This window comes from Niastella sp. OAS944, from assembly GCA_024809215.1.
In the GTDB taxonomy this organism is placed as follows: domain Bacteria; phylum Bacteroidota; class Bacteroidia; order Chitinophagales; family Chitinophagaceae; genus Niastella.
Genome location: JANUBW010000001.1, coordinates 2,389,821 through 2,404,304, shown reverse-complemented (window position 1 = coordinate 2,404,304; position 14,484 = coordinate 2,389,821). Strand labels below are relative to the sequence as shown.

Genomic DNA, 14,484 nt, shown 5'->3' with positions numbered 1-14,484 from the left:
AAATATAATTTTATGAAATCGGGAAAAACGGAAGTAATAGGGGTATTGGGAGGTTGTGGTCCGCAGGCCGGATTAGTACTGGTAGATCAGATCTTTCGGCATACCAAAGCGAGTGCCGATCAGGAACATCTTCCTCTTTTGTTGTCATCCATACCCGCACAAATAACAGATAGGACCGCGTTTATCCTGGGTAAAACCACTCAGAATCCGGCAAAGGCAATCGCCGGATTGATATTGCAACTGGAATCGGCAGGGGCTACTGTCGTTGGCATAGCCTGTAACACGGCACATTCGCCTGTTATATTCGATAGTATTACAGAAATATTATTGACCCGGAAAAGCAAAGTGAAATTATTGCACATTGTAGAAGAGACCGTTAGTTTTCTGCGTGACAATTTTCCGCAGGTAAAAAAAGTAGGTGTGCTTTGTACTGAAGGAGCTTACAAAACAAAGCTGTATGAAACAGTATTGAAAGACCATGGATTGAATGTTATAAATCCGGGTGAGCATTTTCAGCGAAATTATGTTCACCGATGCATTTACGATCCCGAGTTTGGCATTAAAGCATGTTCTGCTCCTGTTAGGCCCGAAGCAAAAGAATTACTCCACAACATCATTTCTTATTACAAAGCCGAAGGAGCGGAAGCGCTGATATTGGGTTGTACCGAATTTTCTATAGCGCTTACAGCTGAAGCTATTGACGATATACCCATTATTGATTCCACGAAAGTGTTGGCAAGGGCGTTGGTACGTGAAGCTTGTGTGGAAAAGCTGGTCGATTACAAATTCAGTACTGATAATGTTCACGTACAATAATAACTCACAATGACAAGGATAAAATTATTCTGTTTTCCATATGCAGGCGGTTCGGCTTCTTTTTATAACCCCTGGAAAAAACAACTCGGACCATTTATCGAGATGCATCCCTTTGAGTATGCCGGAAGGGGAAGAAGGATCACAGACCCGCTATCTGAATCCATCGATGAAATAGTAAACGATATTATGCAGCAACTTACACCGGAGTTTTGCAATACCTCCTATGCCCTTTTTGGTCATAGCATGGGTGGAGCTGTTGTATACGAATTGACCAAAAGGATAAGCGCCGCCGGGTTGCCAATGCCCGGTGAAATATTTATTTCAGGAAAAGGGGCTCCGCATCTTCCCCGGCGGCAAACGATACTTCATAAATTACCAGATCCACAATTCAGAACCAACCTGATCAAACTTGGCGGCGTGTCAGACGACTTTTTTGATACACCTGAATTAACTCAGTTGTTTCTTCCTGTGATCCGTAATGATCTGCGGGTAGCCGAGATCTATAATGTAGAAAAGATCACACCGGTAGATTGCAATATTTCTGTATTGGTCGGGAAAGAAGAAGACATTATTGAAGAAGAAATTGATCAGTGGAAACATTATGCCCGTGGTAATTTTCGCAGGTATGCTTTTCAGGGCGGGCATTTTTTCATCAAGGACCATACAGACGAGATCACAGCTATTATCAGCCGCACGTTGCTTCAAAAAAGCTGGTAATCTCAAAACCCTATTACAACTGTCGCCGGGTTTAATTAATCAACCTATTAACTTATTATCATGGAAAAAGTTATTTCACCCTCCTGCCTGCAGCAAATAAATGATCTTGCTTTTCCTGTTGCGTATGAATTTAACGAAGGAACGTCAGTGGAGGATTTTGCTGCGTTTTACAGCTCAAACACGAAAGCAATTGATGAGCATCTTTACCGGCAGGGAGCAATCTCGTTCAACGGGCTCAACATAAAGAGCCGAACCGATTTTCAGACAGTAGTAGCAGCTATTGGCAACCGCTTCATCAATTATATAGATGGAAATTCACCAAGGACCAAACTTTCGGATATAGTATATACTTCCACAGAATATGATCCTGCACAAACCATCACACAACATAATGAGCTTTCCTATTCTGCCAACTGGCCTTCACGAATTTTCTTCTGCTGCATACGGGCTGCTGCAACGGGTGGCGAAACCCCACTGGCCGACGGCAGAAAAGTTTTGGAGAGTATGGATAAACAAATTATAAATGCCATTGAAAGCAAAGGGTTGACCTACATCCGTAATCTTCATGGCGGAAATGGTTTCGGACCATCCTGGCAACATACATTCGAAACAAACGATGCTGCAAAAGTTGAAGAGTATTGCCGAAACCTTTCTATGGAATTCAAATGGAAAGAAGATGGGACGCTTAATTTAAAACACCATCGCAAAGGCATTATCAGGCATTCTGTAACGGGGGAAAAAGTATGGTTCAATCAGGTCGATCAGTTTCACCCAACGCATCTTGGCCGCGATGTTTACGAGGTATTGTCTGCTATGTATGGGGCCGATGAAGAGCTTCCAACCTCTGTCACGTTTGGTGATGGCACGCGCATCGAAGATAGCATGGTACAGGAGATTATCGAAACGATCAATACAGTTATTGTAGCTAAACCCTGGGCGGAAGGACAATTGATTTTGGTAGATAATGAACTTGTAAGTCATGGAAGAAAACCGTTTACCGGCGAAAGAGAAGTGCTGGTGTCTATGATGAAATAAAGGATGTGACATTTATTTATTCTTGAAAATGATTTTATGAAAAAGAAATGGTTATTGTTTTTATTTATTGCCTGGACCATTGCTGCAAAAGCCCAGGTCACTACGGTGAAGGGCTCGGTTGTCTCTGGAAAGGAGCTCGACAGCTTTATTACTATAAAAATGCAGCAATACCATGTACCGGGCCTATCTATTGCTGTTGTAAACAATGATCGCATTGTATATGATAAAAGCTTTGGCTGGAAAGATAAAATTGATGGCCCCAGGGTTGATTCAAACTCGTTGTTTGAAGCAGCTTCTTTAAGCAAACCGGTTTTTGCGTATGCATTTGCCCGATTGATCGACAGAGGTATAATTGCGTTGGATACTCCCCTGTATAAATACATGGAATATCCTGATATCAGCCATGACGTCAGGTATAAACTCATCACCGCCCGAATGGTGATGTCACATACTTCCGGATTTCCCAACTGGCGCTGGAATAACAAGGATGGAAAGCTTGATATCAAATTTACTCCCGGAGAACGCTTTTCCTATTCCGGTGAGGGGTATGAATATCTTGGGAAAATACTAAAGAAATTAACTGGGATGAACGCTGAAGCCTTTATACGCCAGGAGATCTTTATTCCCCTGAATATGACGAATAGCTATTTTAAATGGACCAGTATAGAAGATTCGTTAACAACTATCGGGCATGATACAGCATATGTATCACAAAAAAAATGGAAACCTGAAGGTGTTTCTGTTGCTTCTGGCCTTCATACCAATGCGCATGATTATGTAAAATTCGTGAAGGCAGTGATGGATAAAAAAGATGTATCGCGAATTACATGGACGGAACTAATGAAGCCACAGGTGATCCTACCTGCCAGGTATTCGTCATTTGCAGATGCATGGGGGCTCGGGTTCGGCCTTAAACAAACGCCCGAAGGACCAGTCATCAATCATTTTGGGGTAAACGATTACTTCGAATGTTATATGGAAATATCAGAGGACCGCAAAGACGCGATCGTTGTATTTACCAACTCGGAAAAGGGACTGAAAATGATGCCTGAACTCAGGGACAAGATCGTGGCAGGCAAATAGAAAATCGTTGCATCTACCATAACTATAACTTTTAAAAACTAAGTGATATGAAAATAGAGAAACAGGGTATCGATTTTTATCATCAGCATGGATACCTGCTGGTTGACGGGTTATTTTCTTACGAAGAAATTGACCTCATGAAAGAACAGTTACCTTCTTTATATGCCCAGGATTCTCCAAGGCTTGTCAGAGAAACCAATGGAGAGGTACGTTCTTTATACGGTTTGCACGAAGTGAGCGATGTTTACAAGGAATTATGCAGCCTTGAAAGGTTACTGCAACCTGTTAAAAAAATATTGGATAGTGATGCCTATGTGCACCAAACAAAGATCAATATCAAAAAAGCGTTCAAGGGCGATTGGTGGGAATGGCACCAGGATTTTCCTTACTGGCATATTTATGATGGTATGCCTGCACCAAGGGTAGTATCTGTTATGATCTTCCTGGATGATATCAGCGACTTAAATGGTCCGCTATACATGATACCAGGCTCGCACCAGATAGGAATAGCTGATTTTCAGCAAAAAGATTCAATAGAAAAACAAGAAGAAGAAAAGTATTATTTATCTGCCCTCAGCGCTAATCTTGAGTATACGGTTGAACAAAAAATACTTTCGAACTGGTATAAAAAGAACGGAATGGTGTCTGCTACCGGAAAAGCCGGGTCGGCTTTATTCTTCCATGGAAATGTATTTCATGCTTCCAATTGTAATCTTTCTCCAAACGACAGACGAGTATTCATTATTACTTATAACAGTACTGAAAATACCTTGAAGAAAGGCGAAAAGGTTCGGCCTTCGTTCTTAAGCAACCGTGATTTTACACCACTCAATCCGGTAAAAGGCTCATGGTTTCAAAAGCATCAGTTGGAAAAAAATATCATTTCCTGAAAATAATAAGCTTCTAATATGTCAATTAACAATATCGCGGTAGTGGGCGCCGGAACAATGGGCGCACAGGTGGCCCTGCTTATGGCAATGTATGGTTATGATGTGATCTTAAAAGATATCAACGATCATGCATTGAGTATAGCAAAAAGAAAATTGGAGCAGGAAGTGAGGGCGTCCCGGATGTTTCGACGGCAGGGAGTAAAAGCAGATGATTCAGTTCTGGAACGGATCACCTGCAGCACCGGTTATGCCGGGTTTGATAACATTGACCTGGTGATTGAAAATATACCCGAAAACTGGGAACAGAAAAAAGCGCTGCATATAGAAATGGCCCGCTATGGCAACAAGGAAGCTATTTATGCGGTAAATACAAGTTGCATTCCAATTATGCGTATTGCTTCACTGCATTCGCAGCCGGAAAAAATTGTGGGTTGGCATTTTATGAATCCTGCCTATGGAAAGGATATCGTGGAAGTGATCAAAAGCCCTGTTACTTCGGCTGAGACATTGGAAACTTCAGTAAGTTTTCTGAGATCAGTTGGCAACCGCTCGGTTATTGTACAGGATGCACCGGGATTTGTTTCAAACAGGTTATCGCATTTGCTCATGAATGAGGCCGCCTTTCTGGTTGAGGAGGGAATTTCTACGCCTAAAGACATTGATATTATTTTCAAAAAAGGATACGGCCATGCCATGGGCCCACTTGAGACTGCTGACCTCATTGGCATTGACACGGTGGTTAATTCTTTAAAGATCTTGTATGATAGTTATGGAGACCAAAAATTCCGTTGCTGTCCTTTGTTGACTTCGATGGTTGAGGCTGGAAAGTTGGGAAGAAAAAGCGGGAGTGGGTTCTTTGAATACAAATTGCAGCACAGTTCCTGATCTATAATGAATTGAAAACAACAAATAAAACTACGACCAGGTATATGAAAAAAACAGTCAAATGCCTTGTATGGGATCTTGACAATACACTTTGGGACGGAACCTTACTGGAATCTCCTGAAGTGAAGTTGAAACAAGGGATACCTGAATTACTCCGGAAGCTTGATGAAAAAGGTATTATTAACTCCATTGCGAGTAAGAATAATTATCAGGATGCCATGGAGGTGCTGAAAAAAAATAATATCAGCGAGTATTTTTTATACCCGGAAATTCACTGGAATGCCAAATCCGTATCCATAGCGAATATTCAGAAAAACCTGAACATCGGTATAGATACCATTGCCTTCATCGATGATCAGGATTTTGAACGGCATGAAGTGAGCAGTGTACATACAGATGTGTATTGTCTTGATGCGAAAGAATATGCTGAGTTACATACTTACGAGCGGTTCAATCCTGGCGTGATTACCGAAGATGCACGGCGCCGGCGTCATCTTTATCAGGAAGATCTCAGGCGTAGTCAGGACGAAAAAGAGTTTCAGGGTCCTAAAGAGGAATTCCTTGCCGGTTTGAATATAGAACTGCTTATTACACCTGCTACGGAAGCCGATCTGACCCGGATGGAGGAGTTGACCATTAGAACAAATCAATTGAGCGCTACAGGCAAAACATACAAAAGCGAGGAATTGCATGCTTATATGAATTGCGATTCGCACAGGCTGATGGTTTGGGAATTGAAAGACAAATATGGGAGTTATGGCAAGATTGGTTTGGTATTGCTTAAACTATTACCCAATCGTATACACATTGAAATGATCCTTTGTTCCTGCAGGGTAATGTCAAGGGGAATTGGCACAGTGATGCTGCAATACCTTGCGGCGCTTGCCTGTAAGAAAAACAAAAAGCTGACCGCCAATTACCGCGATACGGGTAAGAACAGGATCATGTACCTCGCTTATAAATTTGCTTCTTTCAAAGAATCAGGCATATACGAAGATGATTGTATGGTAATGGAATATACGATGAATGAGCAATTCGTTCCTGCCTACATAAAGATTATTGATCACGTTAAATAACATTTACTATGAACATTGCCGGTAAGATCAGAGAATTTATTCAGGAAAACCTGGTAGTATGGGAAGACGATATTTCTTTTTCCGATACCGATAATATTTTTCAATTAGGATTTGTCAATTCATTGTTTGCAATGAAGCTCTTGAATTTTGTGGAAATAGAGTTTGATATAAAAATTGAAAATAACGAGATAGAGCTGGTTAATTTCAGTTCTGTAGCAAACATGGAAAGGCTGGTCAAAAGTAAACTGATGCAAGCTCATGAATAATATTGTTACGCCAGCTTCTATAATTGAAGAGGCTAGGTTGTTTGCAAAGGAGCATATTCGCCCATATACGACGCGGTTTGAAGAAAACAATGGCATTCCACGATCACTGATCAACAAAATGGGCGAGCATGGTTTCCTTGGGGCTGTTTTCCCTCCTCTATACGGAGGGCTCGGCCTTGATCCAATAGCTTACGGGCAAATGACAGAAGAGATTGGCAAAGCCTGTTGTTCAACACGCTCTGTATTGACCGTGCATACCTCATTGGTAGGACAAACTATTCTTAGGTTTGGAACAGAAGAACAGAGATCATACTGGCTGCCATTGATAGCAAGTGGAAAAAAGATCGGCGCTTTTGCTTTGTCGGAAGCGGAAACAGGCAGCGATGCCGGAAGCGTTAAAACATCGTATATAAATCACGAAGATGAATACGCGATCACTGGCCGGAAAAAATGGATCAGCCTGGGCCATATCGCTGATTTTTTCATTGTGATTGCATCGTGTAAAGAAAAGGTTACAGCCTTTATCGTAGAACGCGATGAAACGGTGACATCAACACCTATGCAGGGCTTGCTGGCGAACAGAGCTGGCCATGTTGCAGAAATCACATTTAACAATACAAGAATACCTGCCGCGAACATATTGGGCAAAGAGGGGATTGGTCTCTCGCATATCATAAATACTGCAATGGATTATGGCAGGTACAGTATAGCATGGGCCGGGTTGGCAATTGCACAGGAAGCATTGGAAAGTATGGCTACCTATGCACGACAGCGTACACAATTTGGCCAAAAGATCTATAAGTTCCAGTCAATTCAGCAAATGATCAGCCAGGCAGTGGTAAATGTACATGCGGCAAGATGTCTTTGCCTGAAAGCCGGACAAATGCGAAGCGAAAATCATCCCGATGCAGTAGTAGAAACGATCGTTGCAAAATACCATACATCCAAAACCGCTATGCAGATAGCCACAGATGCCGTGCAATTGCATGGAGGAAACGGCTGTTATAATATGTACGTTCCTGAACGTTTGTTCCGTGAAGCCAAGATACTGGAGATCATCGAAGGTTCATCACAGGTTTTACAGGGGATTATTTCAGAATTCGGATTAAAAAAATATTATACTAAAGCTCATGAGTAACATCTCAATTATCCTTAATACCTGCTCAGGTTTACTCGCGCTATTTTCTGTCGCGTATATTGTTTTTATTCTGGTAGGTATTCGCCGTGGCGACAGGAAATACATTTATTATCCCTGGCAAAAAAGTTTTTTTAAAGGGATGCTTATATTGTTCCCGGTGCTGCTTGGAGTTTACCTGGTGCCGCCTGCTTATGAAGGAGCCGAGCTCCTGCATAGTAATGGGCCTGCGCTGCTTGCCATGACAACCCTGTTGGTCAGTTACCTGGTATTTATTAGCGGCAGGTTTTTTCCGCATAAGAACAAGTATTACAATTTTGCTACCACGCTGCTGGTGATCAGTTTGGCGCCAAGTGTTACCAACGCTTCGTTGATCTTTTTGATCACTAATTTTTTGAATGGTTCCAGTGTTAAGCCTGCTTATCTCTCCTTTTATTTTGTGCTTTGTGTTTTCCTTTTTCTCGTTACCAGCAAGATCGTAAAAGAAAGGGTATTGGATGTATCGCAAAACGTGATACAGGACCTTAATATGCTTGTCATAAAAAAGGTATTTTCCGTTTCCTTCCAGGAATTTGAAAAGTTAAAGAAAGGAGATCTGCTGACGATATTGAATGACGATGTAGGAAGGATCACCATATTCTGTAATAACCTGGTAAGTCTTTATACAAGTTCCATAACGGTCCTCATTGTGCTCACCTATCTGCTCACGATCAATTTATGGGCTTGTGTGATCCTGTTTGCAGTAATTGCCCTGATCCTGTTTTTGCATTATACAATGGGCGTAATAACAGCAGGTTATTTCAGGCAGGCTGCAGAAATGCGTGGGCAATATATTGAAATGATCCTCGGTATTACGAACGGGTTTAAAGAGCTTATCCTTCACCGTATAAAAAGAAGGAACTACAAAAACGAGTTGGAAACAACATTCACAGCCTATAATGAGCATAATCACTGGGCTTACCGGAAATATGCGAGCCGGGTAATGGTTTCGGATATGGCCTTTATTTTTAGTATCGGTATTTCCTGTTTTCTTCTTCCGGTATTGTTTCATACCGATACCAAAGTTACGACAGCATATATCCTCGGTGCGTTGTATTTATGGGGGCCTCTTAATGTGATCGTTAAATCTATTCCCGATGTAGTTGGTATAAAAGTGTCATGGAACAGGATCCAAAATTTTGTGAGGTCTGTTAAAGAACTCAGGGTGGGCGAATTAGAAAGGCCATTAAAAGAAATGAAAAGATCTGCAAGAAAGATCAATGAGGTGAAAGTTATAGAAGCACAGAATATATCATTTCAGTACAAGAATGAGATAGAAGATGAAGAGAAATATTGTATAGGCCCGCTGAATTTTAGCGCCAGGGCAGGAGAGATAACTTTTGTGGTAGGCGGCAACGGAAGCGGTAAAACAACATTGGCAAAATTGCTTACTGGTTTATATAGTCCCGACAATGGTACTGTCAGTATCAACGGAAGGGCTATGGATGATAAAGAACTGGGTGAATATTTTTCTGTTATTTTCAGTGACTTTTACCTGTTCAAGACTTTATATACCGAAGAGGAAAGCACGCCTGCACAAATGGATGAATTGATAAAGCTATTGCGGCTGCAGGGAAAGGTTACTGTCAATAATAATAAATTCAGCACCATTAGCTTGTCGCGCGGTCAAAGCAAGCGGCTGGCCTTGCTTCAATGCTATCTTGAAGATCGCCCCATATTCTTATTCGACGAATGTGCAGCCGACCAGGACCCTGAATTCAAGCACTTCTTCTATTGTTCCCTGTTGCCGGCGATGAAAAGCATGAATAAGATACTTATCATTATTACCCATGACGACCGGTATTTCGACATGGCAGATAAGATCTATAAAATGGAAATGGGAAAGATCAGTCAGCGGGAAATGAAACAAAAAGAGATCAATGCATAAGTTATGAAAAGAACTATGGTATTGTATACACGTTTGTCTGCAAGCCAAAAAACAGACGAGGAAGTATACCGGTATTGGTTGAACCAAATGCCGGTAGATATTCGTGATAGAATAAATAAATACAGGAGATGGCAGGATGCGGAGTCCTGTTTATTCGGGAAAGTACTCCTGCAGTTATGCTTTAGCAGATTTTATCCTTCCTGCTCATTGAATGACCTGGAGTATACTCGTTATAACCGGCCTTACATAAAAAATGGGGCTCCTTATTTTAATATTTCACATTCCGGCGAATATGTGGTGTGTGTAGTAAGCGACGTATGCGAGGTTGGCATCGATGTAGAAGAAATAAAGGATATAGAATTTGACGTATACGCCAGCCAGTTCCTTGAAAGTGAATGGCAGCATGTGCAGCATTCTTCTAACAGGCAAAAGGCTTTTTTCCATATTTGGACACAGAAAGAGGCCCTTACAAAAGCAAATGGTAAAGGCCTGATCATTCCTTTGAAGTCGATACATATTGATGGAAAAACAGGACGGGTAGAAGGGGAGAAATGGTATTTGAATGAGCTGTCTTTATCCGAACAATGCGTATGCCATCTGGCAACAAATATTCCTATGGATACAGATTCTATCATTTTGTGCAATGAGAACTTCTCCGGCAAAATAAAATTATGTTCCGACTGCAAGTCATGCAGAGCCGGTGTACGGGACCAATCTGTTTGTAAGGCCGCACAATAAAAGAAACGTTTTACTATGCAAAATCTTATTGACATATTTCCTAATCATTATAATGATCCTGTTAAAGCGACCATTACCTGTATCACTGATGACCAGCAGGAAGAACAGATAAGCTATGCTGAGTTGTATGACCAGGCCAGATATATTCTGCATAATTTCCGTTGTGCAGGTATTGGCGAAGGGGCTGAAGTGATCTTCCAGTTCCAGTCAGATATGAATTTCATTAAAGTACTCTGGGCCTGTATATTGGGAAAGATCATTCCTGTGCCTATCACTTTCAATACTACTATTGCAGGAGTTGATAAAATATGCGGTATTTGGTCATTACTGAATGATCCTTTTATCATTACAGATTACAGCGATTATAAAAAAGTAACGGAGGTTTTTGTTGACAGATCGCCCCGCTGGAAAACAGCGAGCAATAAAATATTTTTGCTGTCAGAATATCTTAAGCCAGTGCAGATGGCTGAGGTAGCCGACATCAGCAGTGACGATATTGCATTTTTGCAATTCTCTTCCGGATCAACCGGCAATCCCAAAGGAGTGGTAAACACACATGGCGCCATCATCAACAACTTATCAGATATGGCGGCTTGTTTTAAGCTTTCGGGTAACGATCGTTTCCTGGGCTGGATGCCGCTTACACATGATCTGGGTATGGTGTTCTTCCATATGCTGCCTTTTTACCTGAATGTGCCGCAGTACCTGATGCAGCCGATGAATTTTATGGCAAATCCTGCAATCTGGATTGAGCGGATGGCTGCACATGGTATTACCGTCAGCGGTTCACCCAATTTCGGCTTTAAATATGTTAATGAAAATACACAGATACGATCATTGCCTCCTACAGCGCTTTCTTCATTGCGTATATTGTTGAATGGTGCAGAACCTATTTCCCCGGCAGTGTGCGAACGCTTTAATAATTACCTGCGGCCATTTGGCCTGGCGGAAGGTGTTATACGTCCGGTTTATGGACTGGCCGAAGCAACATTGGTAGTAACAGCTACCTGTGAAAACACCGCCGTAAAAGCGTATACCATAGATCGAAATAAACAAAATATTGGAGACCAGGTTGAATTCACAGATCCCGGTCATACAGATGCCGTGGCTTTCGTAGATGTGGGGCAATCGATAGGCACGGAAGTGCGTATAACCGATGAGCAGGGAGTTCCGCTGAAAGAAGGCCGGGTTGGTATCATCCATGTAAAAGGCCCGGCTGTAACAAGATCATATTATAACCTGCCCGTTGAATCGGCTAAAATAATAAATGCCGAAGGCTGGCTAAATACAGGCGATGCCGGTTTCTTATATAAAGACAACCTGGTTATTACAGGCCGCATGAAGGAAATGATCATTGTTCATGGTCAAAATTATTATCCGCATGACCTGGACAGGGTTCTGGAAGAACTGGAATGGACAAGATCAAGGCAGGTAGTATCGGCCGGTATTTATAATGAAGAGCTTGCCTGCGACGAAATATTCTTCTTCGTCGTTTATAATGGTGATATGGAAGGGTTTATTCCTCTTGTAAATTCCACGAGAAGATTGATACGTGCAAGACTTGGACTGGAAATTGGACGGATTGTTCCGGTTAAACGAATACCCAAAACAACCAGTGGCAAAATACGCAGGTATCAACTTTGCCAGGAATATAAGCAGGGTCTTTATGACAGCGAATTAAAAAAACTTGCCGATATACTGGTGCGTGTACCGGGTACGGGTATGCTACGCCAGGCTGAAACGCAACTTGAAAAAGATATCGCCGGTATTTGTATGGAATTACTGGGGCTTGAACGAGTAGGCTTGCAGGATAATTTTTTTGATCTCGGTTATTCCTCTCTCACTATAACAGCATTTAAAGTAGAAGTGGAAGCCCGCCTGGGCATTGCGATTGAAAAAGCTCAGTTTTACCGGTATCCTACTGTAAGGTCATTAACTGCTTTTATTCATTGTTTAAAACATCCTGTAGAGGATGAACCTGCCAACGACAGAAAGGAAATTTATGACAAGGCGAGGAAGAAATTGCTTAATCATATACGCCAGGTTAGAATCGTAAAGCCGGGGTAATGCCGGGGGCGTTGAATGATCGTTGCCTTGCTAAAAAAGTGTATGCTGAATATGATTTAATCTCTTAAAAATTATTTACATGTTACCGAATGGAAATAAAAAAGTTTATTTGAAGCCCAATCTTGTGCCCGAGCCTCTTGTAGATAACTGGTATGCATGGCCCCATCTTATATCACCTGCTACAGCCGCTATGAATATAAAAGAACGTCATCTTAAGATCATGGATTCGTATATTGAAAATCCGCAGATCCATTCCATGGCGGTAAGTGACCCACGTATGTTGGGCGGGCCTTTTATGGATTTTCCAAAAGAGAGCGTAAATGAAGTGGTTGCATTAAAGGAAAAAACCATGTCAGATAATCGCGACCTCATTGCGCTGGCCGATTCTATTAAATCAGTAAATCAGCTTTTACAGGAAAATGCAACTGGCAGTTGCATTGAACCATTATATGAAACGGTTCCGGAAAATATCAGGGGCTATGTTGAACTGGGGTATGAATTGAATCACAAGCCGGTCTTTCGTTTTTTTGAATCGCTGCTTTATAAAAGCAGTCATTACAAGGAAGATCTTCAAAGCATTGTTTTTTACCTCACTGAGCAGGACGAGCGCCCGTTTGTATTGAGTACGCCCCGTATTGAAAACGAAAAAGGAAAACTGCACCTGCAAATTCCATTTAAAAGCAAGGCATTAGATGAATTTTTCAGAATGCAGTATGAACCCAACACTATTCAATATGCTGCTGAAATGCTGAATATAAAACCTGAGGATGAAGCGCTTTTCAATACCTTCTTTACAGAAACGCCCCCTTTGCAATACCAGAAATATACTGGCGATGGAATAAGGACCCGTTATTTTGGCCATGCCTGTATACTGGTTGAAACAAAAAATCTAACGATCCTTACCGATCCTGTGATCAGTTATTATGGATATAAATACGAGACCAACCGGTTTACTTATTCCGATCTGCCCGAAACAATAGATTATGTACTGATCACTCACAACCACCAGGATCATATTCTTTTTGAAACAATGATACAGTTACGGCATAAGATCAAAAAGATCATTGTACCCCGTTCGGGCGGAGGCTCACTACAGGATCCCAGCCTGAAAATGATGTTCAATGCGGTAGGTTTTCACAATGTAATTGAAATGGATGAATTGGAAACCGTTAACGAAACCGGTGTTTCTATTACAGGCTTGCCGTTTATAGGCGAACATGCAGATCTCAATATCAGGAGCAAACTATGTTATCATGTAAATGTAGATGAACGTAAACTGCTGTTCTTTGCCGATTCGTGTAATGTTGCTCCTGACCTTTACAGGCATGTGTATAAGCTCATTGGTGATGTGGACGTAATGTTTCTTGGAATGGAATGTGATGGCGCCCCACTTACCTGGTTATATGGGCCGTTGCTTATGCAACCAATAAAACGGGAATATGATTATTCCCGGCGGCTTAAAGGGTCAAACTATGAAAATGGGATCGACCTGGTAAACCGGTTTCATCCCAAAGAAGTATTTGTATATGCAATGGGGCAGGAGCCCTGGCTCAAACATATTATGAGCCTGATCTATACCGAAGCATCGAATCCCATCATTGCTTCCAATAAGTTAATTGAAGAATGCAGGAAAAGAAATATACGTGCTGAACGGCTTTATGGGGAGAAAGAAATTGTATATGAATAATTTTGATAAAGCCTGTTAGTTGCCTCTACGAAAGAGGGAATAATTCGATTACAAGTCTTTTGAATTGAAAAGAAGGAACTGTTTGTTCAATTGGAGGTTCTTTCAATTAAAAAGAATGAGGAATTTTTTCAATTGGAAGTTCTTTCAATTGAAAAAGAAGAA

Annotated in this window: 13 protein-coding genes; all 13 read left to right on the top strand. The window is 41.5% G+C overall.

Going from position 1 to position 14,484, the window contains the following annotated elements:
* Window positions 1-12: 12 nt before the first annotated feature.
* The 13 genes from GGD38_RS09235 (at window position 13) to GGD38_RS09175 (ending at window position 14,322) form a co-directional block, all read left to right on the top strand.
* Window positions 13-816, top strand: coding sequence for an aspartate/glutamate racemase family protein (locus tag GGD38_RS09235; RefSeq protein WP_375298287.1), 804 nt, complete (start codon window positions 13-15; stop codon window positions 814-816).
* A 9-nt stretch (window positions 817-825) separates the two neighbouring features.
* Window positions 826-1,533, top strand: coding sequence for a thioesterase II family protein (locus GGD38_RS09230; protein WP_375298288.1), 708 nt, complete (start codon window positions 826-828; stop codon window positions 1,531-1,533).
* 60 nt (window positions 1,534-1,593) lie between these two features.
* Entirely contained in the window at window positions 1,594-2,568 is a 975-nt protein-coding gene (locus GGD38_RS09225; protein WP_375298289.1) for a TauD/TfdA family dioxygenase, read from the top strand.
* A 36-nt stretch (window positions 2,569-2,604) separates the two neighbouring features.
* A complete protein-coding gene (locus tag GGD38_RS09220) occupies window positions 2,605-3,651 on the top strand; it encodes a serine hydrolase domain-containing protein (RefSeq protein ID WP_375298290.1) in 1,047 nt (348 codons plus the stop codon).
* A 47-nt stretch (window positions 3,652-3,698) separates the two neighbouring features.
* On the top strand, window positions 3,699-4,541 hold the full coding sequence (locus GGD38_RS09215) for a phytanoyl-CoA dioxygenase family protein (RefSeq protein ID WP_375298291.1): 843 nt from the start codon (window positions 3,699-3,701) through the stop codon (window positions 4,539-4,541).
* An 18-nt stretch (window positions 4,542-4,559) separates the two neighbouring features.
* Entirely contained in the window at window positions 4,560-5,426 is an 867-nt protein-coding gene (locus tag GGD38_RS09210; RefSeq protein ID WP_375298292.1) for a 3-hydroxyacyl-CoA dehydrogenase family protein, read from the top strand.
* A 44-nt stretch (window positions 5,427-5,470) separates the two neighbouring features.
* Entirely contained in the window at window positions 5,471-6,502 is a 1,032-nt protein-coding gene (locus GGD38_RS09205; protein ID WP_375298293.1) for an HAD-IIIC family phosphatase, read from the top strand.
* Between the two features lie 8 nt (window positions 6,503-6,510).
* Window positions 6,511-6,768, top strand: a complete 258-nt coding sequence (locus GGD38_RS09200; RefSeq protein ID WP_375298294.1) for an acyl carrier protein — start codon at window positions 6,511-6,513, stop codon at window positions 6,766-6,768.
* Entirely contained in the window at window positions 6,761-7,906 is a 1,146-nt protein-coding gene (locus GGD38_RS09195) for an acyl-CoA dehydrogenase family protein (RefSeq protein ID WP_375298295.1), read from the top strand. Before GGD38_RS09200 ends, GGD38_RS09195 begins: the two co-directional genes overlap by 8 nt.
* Complete coding sequence (locus GGD38_RS09190) at window positions 7,899-9,830, top strand: cyclic peptide export ABC transporter (RefSeq protein ID WP_375298296.1); 1,932 nt, start codon at window positions 7,899-7,901, stop codon at window positions 9,828-9,830. Before GGD38_RS09195 ends, GGD38_RS09190 begins: the two co-directional genes overlap by 8 nt.
* A 3-nt stretch (window positions 9,831-9,833) precedes the next feature.
* The gene (locus GGD38_RS09185) at window positions 9,834-10,568 is read left to right on the top strand and encodes a 4'-phosphopantetheinyl transferase family protein (RefSeq protein ID WP_375298297.1); all 735 of its coding nucleotides are present in this window, start codon (window positions 9,834-9,836) and stop codon (window positions 10,566-10,568) included.
* Between the two features lie 15 nt (window positions 10,569-10,583).
* Complete coding sequence (locus GGD38_RS09180) at window positions 10,584-12,635, top strand: AMP-binding protein (protein WP_375298298.1); 2,052 nt, start codon at window positions 10,584-10,586, stop codon at window positions 12,633-12,635.
* Between the two features lie 109 nt (window positions 12,636-12,744).
* Window positions 12,745-14,322, top strand: a complete 1,578-nt coding sequence (locus GGD38_RS09175; RefSeq protein WP_375303794.1) for an MBL fold metallo-hydrolase — start codon at window positions 12,745-12,747, stop codon at window positions 14,320-14,322.
* Window positions 14,323-14,484: the final 162 nt, after the last annotated feature.